General features: G+C 61.7%; 11 protein-coding genes. 1 reads left to right on the forward strand and 10 read right to left on the reverse strand.

The features are described 5' to 3' along the window. Window positions 1-81: 81 nt before the first annotated feature. From dnaE to proS, 4 genes are all read right to left on the reverse strand, one after another. Window positions 82-3,537: a DNA polymerase III subunit alpha gene (gene dnaE / locus NVV77_RS08415; protein ID WP_295412068.1), complete on the reverse strand. Its 3,456-nt coding sequence runs from the start codon at window positions 3,535-3,537 to the stop codon at window positions 82-84. Between the two features lie 779 nt (window positions 3,538-4,316). Then, complete coding sequence (locus NVV77_RS08420; protein WP_295412069.1) at window positions 4,317-5,003, reverse strand: ABC transporter ATP-binding protein; 687 nt, start codon at window positions 5,001-5,003, stop codon at window positions 4,317-4,319. Beyond that, the gene (locus NVV77_RS08425) at window positions 4,996-6,306 is read right to left on the reverse strand and encodes an FtsX-like permease family protein (protein WP_295412071.1); all 1,311 of its coding nucleotides are present in this window, start codon (window positions 6,304-6,306) and stop codon (window positions 4,996-4,998) included. Before NVV77_RS08425 ends, NVV77_RS08420 begins: the two co-directional genes overlap by 8 nt. Window positions 6,307-6,368: 62 nt before the next feature. Then, window positions 6,369-7,718, reverse strand: a complete 1,350-nt coding sequence (gene proS, locus NVV77_RS08430; protein WP_295412072.1) for a proline--tRNA ligase — start codon at window positions 7,716-7,718, stop codon at window positions 6,369-6,371. Between the two features lie 294 nt (window positions 7,719-8,012). Here proS and NVV77_RS08435 point away from each other — a divergent pair, with 294 nt between their 5' ends. Next, window positions 8,013-8,336 (forward strand): MmcQ/YjbR family DNA-binding protein, encoded by a 324-nt coding sequence (locus NVV77_RS08435; RefSeq protein ID WP_295412073.1) that lies wholly within the window; start codon window positions 8,013-8,015, stop codon window positions 8,334-8,336. A gap of 313 nt (window positions 8,337-8,649) precedes the next feature. Here the strand turns inward: NVV77_RS08435 and NVV77_RS08440 are convergent, their stop codons facing one another. From NVV77_RS08440 to nuoL, 6 genes are all read right to left on the reverse strand, one after another. Then, the gene (locus NVV77_RS08440; RefSeq protein ID WP_035078957.1) at window positions 8,650-8,901 is read right to left on the reverse strand and encodes a DUF1467 family protein; all 252 of its coding nucleotides are present in this window, start codon (window positions 8,899-8,901) and stop codon (window positions 8,650-8,652) included. A gap of 4 nt (window positions 8,902-8,905) precedes the next feature. Beyond that, entirely contained in the window at window positions 8,906-10,579 is a 1,674-nt protein-coding gene (locus NVV77_RS08445; protein ID WP_295412075.1) for a ribonuclease J, read from the reverse strand. A gap of 72 nt (window positions 10,580-10,651) precedes the next feature. Then, a complete protein-coding gene (locus tag NVV77_RS08450) occupies window positions 10,652-11,482 on the reverse strand; it encodes a biotin--[acetyl-CoA-carboxylase] ligase (RefSeq protein ID WP_295412077.1) in 831 nt (276 codons plus the stop codon). Further along, the gene (gene nuoN / locus NVV77_RS08455; protein WP_295412079.1) at window positions 11,483-12,928 is read right to left on the reverse strand and encodes an NADH-quinone oxidoreductase subunit NuoN; all 1,446 of its coding nucleotides are present in this window, start codon (window positions 12,926-12,928) and stop codon (window positions 11,483-11,485) included. After that, complete coding sequence (locus tag NVV77_RS08460; RefSeq protein ID WP_295412081.1) at window positions 12,918-14,522, reverse strand: NADH-quinone oxidoreductase subunit M; 1,605 nt, start codon at window positions 14,520-14,522, stop codon at window positions 12,918-12,920. Before NVV77_RS08460 ends, nuoN begins: the two co-directional genes overlap by 11 nt. After that, window positions 14,522-16,600 (reverse strand): NADH-quinone oxidoreductase subunit L, encoded by a 2,079-nt coding sequence (nuoL, locus tag NVV77_RS08465; RefSeq protein WP_295412083.1) that lies wholly within the window; start codon window positions 16,598-16,600, stop codon window positions 14,522-14,524. The genes NVV77_RS08460 and nuoL overlap by 1 nt, the downstream gene beginning before the upstream one ends. Between the last annotated feature and the right edge of the window lies 1 nt (window position 16,601).

Here is a 16,601-nt window from a genome sequence, read left to right on the forward strand (position 1 = left end):
GTGGGGCTACAGGGTGAAAGCCCCTGAGCGGAGGAGGAAGAGCTTTGCGCTCACCTCCTCTGCGCTTGTCTGGCCCCTACCCTAATTGAACCGGACGTCGGTGATCCCATCGAGCGCCTTGATGCCGCCGGCGACTTCGGCGCTGACGGAATACTTGCCGGGGAGTTCGATTTCGTACTCGCGGGCGCCGGCGTCGCGGATCACCACGAAACTCACCGTACCATTGCCGCCGCGCTTCAGTTGGGCGCTTACCGGTCCGAGAGCCTTCTCGCTCGCGGTGAAGATAGTAAGGCGTCGGTCGATGCTTTCTGCCAGCCCTTCGATGGGCTTGGCGCCGTTGAGCATGAGACTGATGCCTTCCGCGCGCTCTTGAGCGCCGACTTCGAGGATCACCGAATTGCCCGGCTGCAGGATGGCGCCGAACTGGGTGATCTGCTCGGAAAAGGCGATGACTTCAAAGGTGCCGCTCTGATCCGAGAGGCTCAGGATCATCATCGGCGTGCCTTTACGCGTTCGCCTGTCGTTACGCGACGAGATGGTTCCAGCCATACGTCCGGCTGAGGCGCCGTCCTTCACCGCACGCTCGAAATCGCTCCAGCGCTGGACGCGAAGGCGCTCGAAGAGGTCGGAATAAGCATCGAGCGGATGGGCCGAGAGGTGAAAGCCGATGGCCGAGAGTTCACGGTCGGCCCGCTCGGTGGAATTCCAGGCGGGGACGCTGGTGGGCAGGCGGAATGGTTCAGGTTCACTCGAGGCGAACATGTTCCACTGGCCTTCGTTGCGCTCCGTGGTCAGGGCCTGGGCGGTGCCCACAACCTGGTCCATGGCAGCGAAGGCAATTTCGCGACGCTCGACCAGCGAGTCGAAGGCGCCGGCATTGACGAGGGTTTCAAGCGTACGCTTGTTGATCGCCTTGGGATCAACGCGGCGGGCAAAGTCGCCCAGATCCTTGAACGGCTTGTCGCCACGGACTTCGACGATGTGCTCGGCAACGGCACGACCGACGCCCTTCACGGCGGAGAGGCCGTAGTGGATGCGGTCGTTTTTCACCGAGAAGACGACTTCAGAGGCATTCACGCAGGGTGGAACGACCTCGATCTTCTTCTTGCCGGCCTCGCGGCGGAAATCCGACAGCTTGTCGGTCTGCGCCATATCGAGCGTCATCGAGGCCGCATAGAATTCATGCGGGAAATGCTGCTTGAGATAGGCGGTCTGATAGGACACCCAGGCGTAGGCGGCCGCGTGGCTCTTGTTGAATCCGTAGTTGGCGAACTTTGCGAGAAGATCGAAAATCTGATCGGCCAGCGCTTCGCTGACCCCTTGGGGGCCGGAACCCTCGCGGAAGCGGACGCGCTGATTGTCCATTTCCGCCTTGATCTTCTTGCCCATGGCGCGGCGCAGCATGTCGGCTTCGCCGAGCGAATAGCCCGACAGGAGCTGGGCGATCTGCATCACCTGCTCCTGGTAGACGATGATGCCATAGGTTTCGTCGAGCACTTCGCTCAGCTTGGGGTGGGGATACTCCACCTCCTCGCGACCATGCTTACGATCGATGAAGCTCGGGATGTTGTCCATCGGACCAGGCCGATAGAGCGCGTTCATAGCGATGAGATCTTCGATGCGGTCGGGCTTGAGGTCCATCAGGGCCCGGCGCATGCCGCCACTTTCAAACTGGAAGATGCCGTAGGTGTCGCCACGCGCGTAAAGATTGTAAGTGGCTGCGTCGTCGATAGGGATGGTGTCGATGTCGATCTCGACGCCACGCTTGCGCACCATCTCGACCGCGTACTGGATCGTCGTCAGGGTCTTGAGGCCGAGGAAGTCGAACTTCACGAGGCCGGCCGGCTCAACCCATTTCAGGTTGTACTGCGTGACCGGCATTTCGGAGCGCGGATCGCGATAAAGCGGTAGCAGCTCTTGCAGCGGGCGATCGCCGATCACGATGCCGGCGGCGTGCGTCGACGCGTGGCGGAACAGGCCTTCGAGGGACTTGGCGATTTCGACGAGCTGGCCGACGGTTTCGTCTTCTTCGGCCATCTGCTTGAACTGCGGCACCTCGTTCATGGTGCGCTCGATGGTCCAGGGATCGGCCGGATTGGCTGGCACGAGCTTACAGATGCGGTCGACCTGCCCGTAAGGCATCTGCAGCACTCGACCGACGTCGCGCAGCACGGCGCGCGCCTGGAGCGAACCGAAGGTGATGATCTGCGCCACCTGCTCGGCGCCATACTTCTTCTGCACGTATTCGATGACTTCTTCGCGCCGGTCCTGGCAGAAGTCGATATCGAAGTCGGGCATCGAGACGCGCTCAGGATTGAGGAAGCGTTCGAACAGCAGATTGTAGCGCAGCGGATCGAGGTCAGTGATGGTGGTGGCATAGGCCACAAGCGAACCAGCACCGGAACCGCGGCCCGGCCCCACCGGAATGCCCTGCGCCTTGGCCCATTGGATAAAGTCGGCCACGATGAGGAAGTAGCCAGGAAACTTCATCTTCTCGATGACGCCCAACTCGAAATCGAGACGCTCGCGATATTCCTGTTCGGTCTTGCCGGGGCCAGGGCCATGGGCGGCGAGACGGGCATTCAGACCGGTAACCGAAATCTCACGCAATGCCGCAGCTTCGGCGGCGACGACGGCCTCTTCGGTATCGTGCGAGCCGGCAGCGAATTTTGGCAGGATGGGGCCGCGCGTGCGCGGGCGGTAGGCGACGCGGCGGGCAATCTCGATGGTGGAATCGAGTGCTTCGGGGATGTCGGCAAAAAGCTCGATCATCTCCGCGCGGGTCTTGAAATAGTACTGGTCGTTGAGCTTTCGGCGTTCGGTCTGAGCCAGAACGGAACTGCCGGCAATGGCGAGGAGCGCGTCGTGCGCTTCATATTCCTTGGCGGACTTGAAGAAGGGCTCGTTGGTGGCGACCAGCGGGATGCCCTTGCGATAGGCGTAGTCGATCAGGCGCGGCTCGACAGTGACTTCCTGCGCGCGGCCGTGGCGCTGCAATTCGATATAGAAGCGATCGCCGAAGAGATCGGCGAGGCGATCGAGGCGGCGGATGGCGTTGGCGTCCTGCCCATGGGCGAAGGGCATGTCAATGGCGCCTTCGGGGCCGCCGGACAGGCAGATCATGCCGGCGAGGGAATCGGGCGTCAGCCAATCGAGCTTGGCGCGGGCAAGGCCGTTTTCGCCCTGCATATAGGCGCGGGAAACGAGGCGCGAGAGATTGGCAAAGCCCTCTTCGGACTGGGCCATCATGACGACGCTGGATTTACCGTTCCAGGCGACGTGACCACGTTCGCTGACACGCTCTTCGGCGGCGGCGAAGTCGATGGCGAGTTCGACGCCGATCAGCGGCTGGATACCCTTCTTCGTCGCCTTCTCGGAGAATTCCAGGGCGCCGAAGAGATTGGCTGTATCGGCCAGGCCAAGCGCCGGCTGAGCGTCGGCGGCGGCGAGTTTGAGAATCGACTCAAGCTGGACCGCTCCTTCGAGGAGCGAGAACGCCGAGTGAACATGTAGGTGGATGAAGCCGGGGCCGCGCATATAGGTCTCCTGAAAGGAGTCTTAGCCTGTCGGGGCCAGAGGTCAAATCACCCGGCCCCCAATCCACAGGCGATCAGCCCAAATGCGTGAGCAGGTCCATCCAGGTGAGCGAACCGATGGTGAAGGCACCGAGGGTCACGAAGGCGGCGAAGTCCTTGAGGAAATCAATCATCTTTAGCTCCCGTGTTGCTATAATGTTCTTATATGTTTTCTCTTTGTTCTGGTCCAGTGGGATGATCGGGGAAAGCGGGGACAGGGTTAACGCGTTAGGGATTCGTTAGAAGCCGCGCGTCGCGACGTGCAGGATTCGGACGTGCGGAAGCGCCGGATAGCCAGGGGCTTCCGGAGATGCAGTGGACGGACCCCGGAGCGGTATTCGCCTCGAAGTTTTTAGTAGATGAAGCGCATACCGCTCCGGAGTGCCCTCTTTTCGGGCGGGAACTAAGGCGACTTTTGATCGCTCGTCGCAAGCGGCCAGCCCCGAACGTGCCTGGGAGACGAACCCCTGCCGGGCCCCCTCGCTACTGTCGTCTGCAGACCGTCCGTGCGAGGTTGGATGGGCAGAATAGCACTGTCAGTGAGAGCGGGGATAAGAGGGATAGATGTGCTGCCTCCACCTCCCACGGTAGCATCCCCGCGAAAGCGGGGATCTCTGCTTCGGGCAATGAGATTCCCGCTTTCGCCAGAATGATGCGGTGATGGAAAGGCGGCAGTCGCGCTTGTCGATGGCCCCCTCGCCCACCGCCTCGCGGTGACCACTCCACCCGGAGGGAGAGGCATCAGAGACTATGCGGAACGACCTTGCCGGCCTTGATGGTGACGATGCGGTCGGCGCGCTTGGCGAGGTCGTGATTGTGTGTCGCGATGAGGGCGGCGGCGCCTTCGGTGCGGATCAGGCTCTGCAGCGCCTGGAAGACCAGGTCGCTGGTGTCCGGATCGAGGTTGCCGGTGGGCTCATCGGCGAGGATGACACGCGGGTGGTTGGCCGCCGCACGGGCGATGGCGACGCGCTGTTGTTCGCCGCCCGAGAGTTCGGCGGGACGATGGGCGGCGCGGGGGGCCACGCCGAGTATGTCGAGGAGTTCCATGGCGCGTTTGTCTGCGTCGGCAGGCGATTTGCCCGCGATCAGTTGCGGCATGGTTACGTTTTCGAGTGCTGAGAATTCGGGCAACAGGTGGTGGAACTGGTAGACGTAGCCCACCGTGTTGCGACGAAGCTGGGTACGGCTGCGATCGCTGAGCTTGCTGGTCTTGTTGCCGACGATTTCGACCTCGCCGGCCTGCGGGCTTTCGAGCAGGCCGCAGAGGTGTAGGAGCGTCGATTTGCCGGCGCCGGAGGGGGCGACGAGCGCAACGAGTTCGCCACTTTCGACGACGAGGTCGGCCTGATCGAGCACGCGTACCTGGGTTGCGCCTTCGCCATAGTGACGATGGACGCCGGAGAGACGCAGATAGGAATTACTCATAACGGAGCGCCTCGACGGGATCATATTGGGCCGCGCGCCAGGCGGGATAAAGCGTGGCGAGGAAGCTCAGGGTCAGGGCCAGGACGACCACGACAGTCACTTCGGTTGGGTCCGTTTTGCTCGGCAGGGCCGAGAGGAAGAAGACCTCGGGCGGGAAAAGCGCGACGCCCAGCGTGTTGGAAATGGCCGCGCGGATGGCTTCGGCATTGGCGGCGACGATGAGGCCGAGAACGAGGCCGCTCAGCGTGCCGACGACGCCGATGGTGGTGCCGGTGATCGAGAAGATGCGCATGATGGCGCCGCGGGTGGCGCCCATGGTTCGGAGCACGGCGATGTCCTTGCTCTTGTCCTTCACCAGCATCACGAGACTCGAAATGATGTTGAAGGCGGCGACGAGGACGATCATCGAGAGGATGGTGAACATCACCACGCGCTCGACTTGCAGCGCGGAGAAGAAGGTCTCGTTGCGCTGCTGCCAATCGGTGAGGATGAAGGGGCGGATGTTGGTAGCTGCCGCAAGACGCTCGCGCATCAGGGGAATCGCATCGGGGTTGTCGATGAAGATTTCCGCGGCGGTCGCCTGATAGATGCGCTCGTAAGCGGCGTCGATCTCTTCGTCCGAGGCCATGGGGTCAAGCGGAGGCTGGCCGGGCTTGAGCACATCTTCGTAGAGCTTGAAATAGTCCTGCGCCGTCTTCAGCGGCATATACATAAAGAGGCTATCGAACTCGACCATGCCCAGATTGAAGATGGTGCGGACGGGGTAGGACTTGATCTGCGGGGTCGAGCCGAAGGGCGTCATGGCTCCGCTGTCGGGATTGATGATCTGCACCTGATCGCCGAGGCCGACGCCGAGCGTCTGGGCCAATCGGTAACCGATGGCGATCCCGTCGTTTTCGTCCCAGCTATCGAAACCGCCCTGCTCTGCCGAGTTGAACAGCAGGTCGAGCTTTTCGAGATTTTCCGCATCCATGCCGCGCACGGACACACCGGTCGAGCCGCCGCGACCGGAGGCGAGGACCTGGCCTTCAACGTAATAGACGGCGAATTTGACGCCCTGGACTTCCTCGAGGGTTGTCACAGCGTCCTTGTAGTCGGTGAACTTGCTCTCGATGGGGAAGGCCGTGAAGTGGCCGTTTAGCCCAAGGATTTTGGTGAGCAGTTCGGCTCTAAAACCGTTCATGACGGACATGACGACGATCAGCGTCGCGACGCCGATCGCCACGCCGACCATGGTGAGGCTGGCGATCACCGAGATGAACGCCTCCTTCCGCCTCGCGCGCAAATAGCGCCCAGCAATCATCCACTCAAACCGGGCGAAGGGCCGAGTGGATCGGCCGGCCGGGGCTTGCTGCGCGCTAAGGGTCAAATGTCGTTCATCCGCTGAGGTTCGATAAGGCCCTTGAGACGCTCGACCGCATTGGCGAGCGGCAGCGTCTCGCGCTCGCCAGTCTTGCGATGTTTGATCTCAACTTCGCCCGATTTAAGGCCGCGTGGCCCAAGGATAATCTGGTACGGGATGCCGACGAGATCGGCCGTGGCGAACTTCGAGCCGGCGGGCTGGTCGCGATCGTCATAGAGCATGTCGAGACCGGCTGCGGTCAGCTCGGCATAGAGCTTGTCGCAGGCGGCATCGGTGTCGGCATCGCCGGCCTTGAGGTTGATCAGTACCGCTTCGAAGGGCGCGACGGAGACCGGCCAGATGATGCCGTTTTCGTCGTGGCTGGCTTCGATGATGGCCGGGACGACACGGGTCAGGCCGATGCCGTAGGAACCCATGTGGACGATGGTTTCCTTGCCGTCATTGCCGGTGACCGATGCCTTCATCGGCTCGGAATATTTCGTGCCGAAATAGAAGATGTGGCCGACTTCGATACCCCTAGCGGAGACGCGCTTGTCTTCCGGCACGGAGGCTTCGAACTCGGCATGGTCAACCATGTCCTCGGTGGCGGCGTAGAGCGAGGTCCAATCGTTGAAGATGGGTTTCAGGTCGCCGCGGAAATCGGTGTCCTGGCCGGGAATGGTTTTGTCCAGCAGGTCACGATGACAGAAGACCTGGCTTTCGCCGGTGTCGGCCAGAATGATCCACTCATGGCTGAGGTCGCCACCGATCGGGCCGGTATCGGCGCGCATCGGAATGGCGGTGAGGCCCATGCGGGCATAGGTGCGGAGGTACGCAACGAACATGCGTTCGTAGGCGGCGACGGCGCGGTCCTTGTCGAGATCGAAGGAATAGGCGTCCTTCATCAGGAATTCGCGCGAACGCATGGTGCCGAAGCGGGGACGCACCTCGTCGCGGAACTTCCACTGGATGTGGTAGAGGTTCAGCGGCAGGTCCTTGTAGGACTTCACATAGGTGCGGAAAATGTCGGTGATCATTTCCTCATTGGTCGGGCCATAGAGGAATTCGCGCTCGTGGCGATCTTCGATGCGCAGCATTTCCTTGCCGTAGGCATCGTAGCGGCCCGATTCGCGCCAGAGATCGGCGGACTGGATGGTCGGCATCAGAAGCTCGATCGCGCCGGAGCGGTTCTGCTCCTCTTCGATGATCTTCTGGACCTTCATCAGCACCTTGTAGCCCATGGGCAGCCAGGAATAGAGGCCGGAGGCCTGCTGACGGATCATGCCGGCGCGCAGCATCAGCCGATGCGAGACGATCTCGGCTTCCTTTGGAACGTCGCGCAGAACCGGCAGAAAATAGCGGGAAAGGCGCATGGGAACTCCGAAATTCGTGCTTCGACTCAAGACTTTTGTTGATGCCCACTCAGAGCCCAACCGTCCATACGATTCAAGCATGCAAGCTATGCAGAATCTGCGTGACAGGAAGAAAATGTGTTGTTAGGTTCCTGTCACAATAAAACGAAGGCGGTCCAACCGCCAACGGTCGACAACGTCAAGGGAGGAGCGTTGGCCGCACGCTGTAGAGCGAGCCTAAGACCAACGTATTGTCGATTCAACTATAAAGCAGGGCCTTTGTGCCCTGCTTTTTTATTTCGGAATCAAGACGTAATGGCTGACTCTGAAAGTTTCACAAGAATTGCCCTTGCCCTGCCCGGCGCGACGAGCGGGCCGCATTTTGACCGCACGGCGTTCAAGGTGAAACGCACGTTTGCGACGCTTGCGGCCGATGGATTGAGCGCAAACCTGAAATTCACGCCGGACGAGCAGGAATTCAAATGCCAGCTTGCGCCGGAGGTGTTTCAGGCGATCGACAATGGCTGGGGGCGTCAGGGCTGGACGACGATTTGGCTGGCGAAGGCGACAGAGGATGATGTCGCTGCGGCGCTTACCATGGCGCATGTGCACGCGGTCGGTGCGGCAAAGAAGAAGTAGAAGTTGAGGCCGCCACCACAGTCGCGATAGTCCCCTATTAAGGCGGACGCTTCGCTTGGAAAGCGCGCTGTTCTGCTGGCTTACTCGGTGTCATCCCCGCGAAAGCGGGGACCTCCGTTTCAAAACAGGGGTTCCCGCTTTCGCGGGAATGACATCGTGGATGGAAATCAAAGAGCCGAGCAGTTCGCAGCTTTCGACGTAGATCCGAGGTCTATCTTGAGATGTCAGGATGGGCCCCGGCCTTCGCCGGGGTGACAGCCGGTGTGTGATTTAGCATCCCACTGGAGCCCGCGCGTTTGAGCGAGGGAGCGGCCTACCGATTCCAGTAGGCCATCAGCGTTTCGTTGGTGAGCACCCAGAGCAGTAGCGCCGTGAAGAATATGGCGAGGCCGGTGGCGATCAGCAGCTTTCGTCCCATGCGCGGGGCGACCGGGGAGCCGGGATCGGCGCCCGGCACGAGCGCTTCGCCGGTTTCGTGATGGCTCCGTGCGCCGATGGGAAGCACTGCGACGAAGCAGAGCCACCAGACGACGAAGAAGACTGCGGCGATCGATCCCCACTGCATGGCGTCAGACCCTGTGTACGAAGACGTTCACGTTGGGCTTGCGGCCCCAGAAACCATTCACTTCGTTGCGGATAGCCTTGAAGAGCGCCGACGAGAACACATCGGGATCCGTGCGGCGCTTGGGCGGCAGGCTCTTGATGGTGTTGGTGACGGTGTCTTCCACCAGTTCCACCAGCGACTCGTCTTCGGTCTCGGGCAGGCCCTCGATGACATAGTCCGGGCCGGAAACGACCTGACCACTGGAATTGACCGCGAGGCTGACGATGATCATGCCGCCGAAGGACAGGCGGCGACGGCCCTTTACGCCTGATTCCTCGGGCGTGCAGAGCACGAGGCCGTCGAGATAGAGCTCGCCGGTGCGCACTTCGGCGGGATAGGCCATGGGCTCTGGGAAGAGCCGGACCATGTCGCCGTTGCGGGCTTCGCAGACATTGGGAATGCCTTCTTCGCGGCCGAGCTTGGCGTGGGCGGCAAGATGGGTTGCTTCGCCATGCACAGGCACGAGCACCTGCGGCTTTACCCAGGAATAGAGGCGGCGCAGTTCGTCGCGGCGCGGGTGGCCGGTGACGTGAACGAGCGCGTCGTTCTGGGTGATGACTTCGATGCCCTTGTCGATGAGCAGGTTCTGGATGTCGATGACTTCGCGTTCATTGCCGGGGATGGCCCAGGACGAGAAGATCATGCGGTCGCCAGCATTGAGATCGATGACCGGGTGCTCGCCGCGCGCAATGCGGGCGATGGCGGCGCGGGCTTCGCCCTGGCTGCCGGTGCAGATCAGCACGCACTTGTTGCGGGCGATAGTCTTGTAGGCATCCTGGTCATGCAGGGTCGGCAGGCCCTCGAGCATGCCGAGTTCCTTGGCGATGCCCATGATGCGGTGCAGCGAACGGCCGGAGAGAACGACCTGACGTCCGGCCTGATGGGCGGCCCGGACGATGGAGACGACGCGACCGACGTTCGAGGCGAAGGTGGTGACAGCGACGCGATTGGGGGCCTCGGCGATGAGGGCGGCGAGCGTTGCGCCGATTTCGGCTTCGCTCGGGCTTTCGCCGTCCTTGAGGGCATTGGTGGAATCGCAGATCAGCGCCAGCGGCAGGTCGGATTCGGTGCCGATGGCCTTGAAGCGTTCCACGTCAGTCGGGGCGCTGACAACGGGCGTCGGATCGAGCTTCCAGTCGCCGGTGTGCAGAACACGGCCAACGGGGGTCGTGATGAGCAGGCTGTTGGATTCGGGGATCGAGTGGGCGACGTTGATCGCTTCGATCTTGAAGGGACCGATGTCGAACGGCTTGCCGGTGCGCATGATGCGGACGTCGACGTTTTCGACGATGCCGTCCCCTGCCCGCTTGGCCGCCAGCATGGCGGCGGTGAAGGGCGTCGCATAAACCGGCTTGTCGAAGACGGGCCAGAGATCGAGCACGGCGCCGTAGTGGTCTTCGTGGCTGTGGGTGAGGATCAGGGCGAGGACGTCATCGGCATTTTCCTCGAGAAATTCGGGGTTTGCCATGATGAGTTCGATGCCCGGCAGGTCCGGCCCACCGAAGCTGACGCCGCAATCGACGACGACCCACTTGCGGGATTTTTCGGGGCCAAAGCCATAGGCGCCCATATTCATGCCGATCTCGCCGACGCCCCCGAGGGGCACAAAGACGAGTTCATCCCTTTGGTTCTTAGCCATGGGTTTTCTTTTTCCTTTTTGCGCGCGGCGCCTGGCGATCTTTGGTCGCTGGTCGTCGCGCAGATGTTGTGGTCAGCTTCGGGCGCTGGCCGTTGCCCCAAAATGCACATCGCCGGCCGTGATCACGATCCGCGCGCCATCGTCGTCGCGCATGACCAGTCGACCGGACGAGTCGATGGTTTCAAAAATTCCTCGCCTGATAACACCGTCCTGCGAGACAGCGACCGGGGCACCGATGCCCGCGGCCGAACCGCGCCACTGGTTCAAAATCTCAGTGATTCCAGTGCCTTCGTTCCAGAGGGAGAAGGCATCGACCCAAGCTTCGGAGAGCGCTTCGAAGACGTCTTCGGCGCTGCGCTCGTAGCCAAGATCTCTAAGGCTGGTAGCGGGATAGGGCAAACCGGTGGGGGCCGCAATGACATTGACACCGATGCCGATGACGATTGCGTGGCGGCCGTCGGCGGTCTTGCCCATTTCAAGCAGGATGCCGGCGACTTTTGCGCCGTCGGCGAGAACGTCATTGGGCCATTTGAGCGCGACGCGGCCGGAGCCGTTCATGGCGTCAGCGCCGTCGATGCCGATGCGGACGGCCCCTTGCGGCAGGATACGCGCGAAGGCGTTCTGCATGGCGACGCCGGCGACAAAGCCCAGTGTTGCCAAGACGTTGGCATCGGCGTCGGGGACAATGAGGAGGCTGGCGGCGAGGTTGCCGGAAGGGCTTTCCCAGGCGCGTCCGCGGCGGCCACGGCCGGCGGTCTGCTTGAGAGCGGCGAACCAGACGCCGCCTTGATCGCCCGCGGCGGCGGCCGCGAGCGCTTCTGAATTGGTGGACCCTATTTCATCGAACCCGGCCAGCCGATAACCGGCAGACCGGGCCTTTGGGCCGAGTGAAAACTCGGCCACCTAGAACAGGCTTCCCGCGGCAATGTGTGCCCAATTGGTTAGCACACTGCCAACACTGAAGTAGTACGTAACGACCAAGAAGGCACTGACCGCGAGAATGATGTTGAGCTCATTCGGGACCGCGATGAAGGTCGACTTCGGTTCGTCGAAGTACATCGTCTTGACGACGCGCAGGTAGTAGTACGCGCTCACTGCCGAGGCCAGAACGCCGATGACCGAGAGGACATAGAGGTTGGCTTCGATGGCGGCGAGGAAGACGTGCCACTTGGCGAAGAACCCGGCGAGCGGCGGCATGCCGATCAGCGAGAACATCAGGATCGCCATGATGGCGGCGACGAAGGGACGCGTCTGGGCGGCGCCGGCGAGGTCTTCGATGTTCTCGACGTAACCGTCTTCGGTGCGCAGCGACAGGATGCAGGCGAAGAGGCCGGCGGTCATGGTGACGTAGATCGCCATGTAGATCGCGACGCCTTCGACACCGACCTGGGTGCCCGAGGAGAGGCCGACGAGGGCGAAGCCGACGTGACCGATCGAGGAGTACGCGATCAGTCGCTTAATCGACTTCTGGCCGATGGCTGCGAAAGCAGCGAGGACCATGGAGGCGATCGAGAGGAAGATCACGACCTGCTGCCAATCGTGCGAGATCGGCTGGAAGGTATCCATGACCAGACGGATCATCAGCGACATGGCGGCCACCTTGGGAGCCATGGCGAAGAAGGCCGTCACGGGCGTCGGGGCGCCTTCATAAACGTCCGGCGTCCACATGTGGAACGGCACGGCCGAAATCTTGAAGGCAACGCCGGCCAGCAGGAACACCATGCCGAAGACGAGGCCAATGGAACGGCCTTCCATGGCGATGGCGCCGACGATCTCGGTGAGGTTGGTATGGCCGGTGAAGCCATAGACCAGCGAGGCACCGTAGAGCAGCATGCCCGAGGAGAGGGCGCCGAGGACGAAGTACTTCAGGCCCGCTTCAGAGGCGCGTTTGTCGTCGCGCTTGATGGCGGCCATGACGTAGAGCGCCAGGGACTGCAGTTCAAGACCGATATAGAGGCTCATGAGGTCGTTAGCCGACACCATGATCATCATGCCCAGCGTCGCGAGGACGGCCAGGATCGAATATTCGAACTTGTGGACCCCGTTTGTCTCGGAATTCGGCATGGCGAGGATGAGCGAAAGCGCAGCACCGCCGAGAACCAGCAGCTTCATATAGCGGCCGAAGGCATCGGCGATGAAGACGCCGTTGAACAGAACCGCATCGGCGGGATTCAACAGAGCGACGACACCGGTGGCGGCGATCAGCAGGACGGCGAGCCAGGAGATGAGGGCCGACTTCTCCTTGTTGATGGCGACGCCCAGGATCACAAGGACCAGGGCGCCGACTGCCATCAGCAGTTCGGGATAAGCTGGCGCAACGCTCGCGAAATCAATAACGTCAGAGTTCACGGTGCTCTCCTAGTGCGCAGCAGGCTCGGCCGCATGTTCTGCGGCCGGCGCGGCCCTCGCCCGTGGGCGCGGCGTATTCGAGGGGGGCCCGGGCATCAGCCAGGGAAACGGCAGGGTCGAGGCCAATCGAGGTGGCGTAGTGCGACACCAGATTGTTGACCGAAGCGGCCGTCGTATCGAGGATCGGCGACGGGTAGAAGCCGAACACGATGATCAGCACGATCAGCGGGTAGAGAATGATCTTTTCGCGCAGGTTCAGATCGAGAATGCCCTTGAGGCTTTCCTTGGTGAGTGCACCGAACACGACGCGGCGATAGAGCCAAAGGGCATAGCCGGCCGAGAAGATCACGCCGAAGGCAGCGCCGAAGGCCACCCAGGTATTGACCTGGAAGACGCCGAGCATGGTGAGGAATTCACCGACGAAGCCCGAAGTACCCGGAAGGCCGACGTTCGCCATGGTGAAGACCATGAAGGCGAAGGCATAGCGCGGCATGCGCTCGACAAGGCCGCCATAGGCTTCGATGTCGCGAGTGTGCATGCGGTCATAGATGACGCCAACCGAAAGGAAGAGCGCGCCGGAGACCAGACCATGCGAGATCATCTGGAACATGGCGCCCTGGATGCCCAACGCGTTGCCCGCGAAGATACCCATGGTGACGAAACCCATGTGCGCGACCGACGAGTAAGCGATGAGCTTCTTGATGTCGGTCTGAACGAGGGCGACCAGCGAAGTGATGATGATGGCAGCGACCGAGAGCACGAACACGAAGTTCGAGAGCTGGGCCGAGGCATCGGGGAACATGGGCAGGGAAAAGCGCAGGAAGCCGTAGCCGCCAAGCTTTAGCAGGATTGCCGCCAGAATGACGGAACCGGCAGTCGGGGCTTCCACGTGGGCTTCAGGCAGCCAGCGGTGGAACGGCCACATCGGCATCTTGACCGCCAGCGAGGCGAAGAAGGCCAGCCAGAGCCAAATCTGCATGCTTTCCGGGAACTGGTGGGTCAGCAGGCGCGAAATGTCGGTGGTGCCGGCGTTCCAGTACATGGCCATGATGGCCAGGAGCATCAGGACGGAGCCGATGAAGGTGTAGAAGAAGAACTTGTAGCTCGCCTGGATGCGGCGCTTGCCGCCCCAGATACCGATGATGAGGAACATCGGCAGCAGGGTGCCTTCGAAGAAGACATAGAACATGGCGAGATCGAGCGTGGTGAACACGCCGATCATGAGGACTTCCAGGATCAGGAAGACCAGCATGTATTCCTTGACGCGCTTGTCGATGGCTTCCCAGCTCGCAAGGATGCAGAACGGCATCAGGAGAGCCGAGAGCACCACGAAGAGCACGGAAATGCCGTCGACGCCGACGCGGTAACCGATGCTGTCGCCCAGCCAGGGATAGTTGACCACGAACTGGAAGCCCGGATTGGAGGCATCGAATGCCGCCCAGATCCAGAGCGAGAGGGCCAGGGTGACGAGGGTCGTCACCAGGGCCGTCCAGCGGATCGCGTTAAGCGCCGTCTTGGGCGTGACCAGAACCAGTGCCGCGCCGAGGAGCGGCAGGAAGGTCACGATTGAGAGGATAGAGTTCTCGAAGGTCATCAGATCAGTCCCCCGGCCGCGATGGCCCAGGTCAGCAGCGCCGCGATGCCGATCAGCATGGCGAAGGCATAGTGATAGAGGTAGCCGGACTGGAGTTTCACAACCCAGGAGGTGACGTTCTGAACGCGACGGCCGAGGCCCTCGGCGATCTTGCCGTCGACCAGCCAGTCATCGAACCCATGCCAGATGGCGCGGCCGATCCAGAGCGCGGGGCGCACGAAGATCGTGTTGTACAGTTCGTCGAAGTACCACTTATTCAAGAGGAACTGGTAGAGCCCCGGATTGGTGGCGGCCAGCTTGCCCGGGATATCCGGACGACGGATGTACATGTACCAGGCGGCGACGAAGCCGATGATCATGGACGCCGTGGCGCTCCACTTCACCCAGGTCGGCACATGGTGCGCGGCCTCGATGATCTCGTGGTCGATGAAGATCGAACCGGCGAAGAAGTGCTCGATGTGCTCAACGTCATGGAAGAACATGCCGTAGAAGACCACACCAGCCAGGACCGCACCGACAGCCAGCACATAGAGCGGTACCAGCATGACGTTGGGCGCTTCATGAGCATTGTCATACGCCGAGCCGTGGTGGCCGTGCCCATGATCATCATGGGCGTGATCATCATGCGCATGATCGTCATGAGCGTGATCGTCGTGGCCATGAGCGGCTTCGCGCGGCGTGCCGTGGAAGGTCAGGTGGACAAGGCGCCAGGAATAGAAGCTCGTGAACAGAGCCGCGATCACCAGGAGCCAGAAGGCGAAGCTGCCGATATTGCCGCCGACCGCATAGGCCGCTTCAATGATCGAGTCCTTGGAGAAGAAGCCGGCGAAGCCGAAGTTGGTGCCCGGGATGCCGACGCCGGTGAGAGCGAGGGTACCGATGAGCATCATCGCATAGGTGATCGGGATCTTCTTCCGCAGGCCACCCATGTTCCGCATATCCTGCTCATGGTGCATGGCATGGATGACCGCGCCGGCGCCGAGGAACAACAGAGCCTTGAAGAAGGCGTGGGTGAAGAGGTGGAAGATACCGGCCGAATAGGCCCCTGCCCCGAGCGCGACGAACATGTAGCCGAGCTGCGAACAGGTCGAGTAGGCGATGACGCGCTTGATGTCGTTCTGGACGAGGCCGACGGTCGCCGCGAAGAAAGCGGTGATGGCGCCGATGACGATCACGACATTGAGGGCGAAAGGCGAAAGCTCGAACAGTGGCGAGAAACGGGCGACCATGAAGACGCCGGCCGTGACCATGGTTGCCGCATGGATGAGCGCCGACACCGGGGTCGGGCCTTCCATGGCGTCAGGAAGCCAGGTGTGCAGCAGGAACTGCGCCGACTTACCCATGGCGCCCATGAAGAGCAGCAGGCAGACGACGGTCATGGCATCGAGGTTCCAGGAGAGGAACTTGATGACCGGCAGGCCGGTGGTCGCGAATTCGTCGGCAGCGTGGAAGGCGCCGTCGAAATCGATGTGACCGAGCACGAGGAAAGCGCCGAAGATGCCGAGCGCAAAGCCGAAGTCACCGACGCGGTTGACGATGAAGGCCTTCATGGCGGCGGCGGTTGCCGAGGGCTTGGTGTACCAGAAGCCGATCAGCAGGTAGGACGCCAGACCCACGCCTTCCCAGCCGAAGAACATCTGGAGGAAGTTGTCAGCTGTCACCAGCATGAGCATGGCGAAGGTGAAGAGCGAAAGGTACGCGAAGAAGCGCGAACGATGCGGATCCTCGCTCATGTAGCCGATCGAGTAGACGTGCACGAGGGCCGAAACCGTGTTCACGACCACCAGCATGATGGCGGTGAGCGTGTCGACACGCAGGGTCCAGCGCAGGTCCATGTCGCCGACCTGGATCCAGCGCATGACTTCGACCTTGAGCACGGCCGTATGACCATCGCCCACGGCGCCGACAAGGCCATCACCAAAGGCGACGGGGATGAACACGAACCAGCTCAGCACTGCTGCGATGAGCAGCAGGCCGGTGGTGATGAACTCAGATGGCCGGTGGCCGATGGACCGGCCCAAAAGGCCGGCAATAAGCGCCCCGATGAGGGGCAGGAAAACAATCGCCTGAATGATCATA

The sequence above is a fragment of the Devosia sp. genome, assembly GCF_024707125.1.
Classification (GTDB): Bacteria; Pseudomonadota; Alphaproteobacteria; order Rhizobiales; family Devosiaceae; genus Devosia.

Coding starts and splice junctions, on each gene's coding strand:
- dnaE (WP_295412068.1), bottom strand. CDS start 3,537: ATGCGCGGCCCCGGCTTCATCCACCTACATGTTCACTCGGCGTTCTCG.
- NVV77_RS08420 (WP_295412069.1), bottom strand. CDS start 5,003: ATGAGTAATTCCTATCTGCGTCTCTCCGGCGTCCATCGTCACTATGGC.
- NVV77_RS08445 (WP_295412075.1), bottom strand. CDS start 10,579: ATGGCTAAGAACCAAAGGGATGAACTCGTCTTTGTGCCCCTCGGGGGC.
- NVV77_RS08435 (WP_295412073.1), top strand. CDS start 8,013: ATGGCTGACTCTGAAAGTTTCACAAGAATTGCCCTTGCCCTGCCCGGC.
- NVV77_RS08425 (WP_295412071.1), bottom strand. CDS start 6,306: ATGATTGCTGGGCGCTATTTGCGCGCGAGGCGGAAGGAGGCGTTCATC.
- proS (WP_295412072.1), bottom strand. CDS start 7,718: ATGCGCCTTTCCCGCTATTTTCTGCCGGTTCTGCGCGACGTTCCAAAG.
- NVV77_RS08460 (WP_295412081.1), bottom strand. CDS start 14,522: ATGACCTTCGAGAACTCTATCCTCTCAATCGTGACCTTCCTGCCGCTC.
- nuoL (WP_295412083.1), bottom strand. CDS start 16,600: ATGATCATTCAGGCGATTGTTTTCCTGCCCCTCATCGGGGCGCTTATT.
- NVV77_RS08440 (WP_035078957.1), bottom strand. CDS start 8,901: ATGCAGTGGGGATCGATCGCCGCAGTCTTCTTCGTCGTCTGGTGGCTC.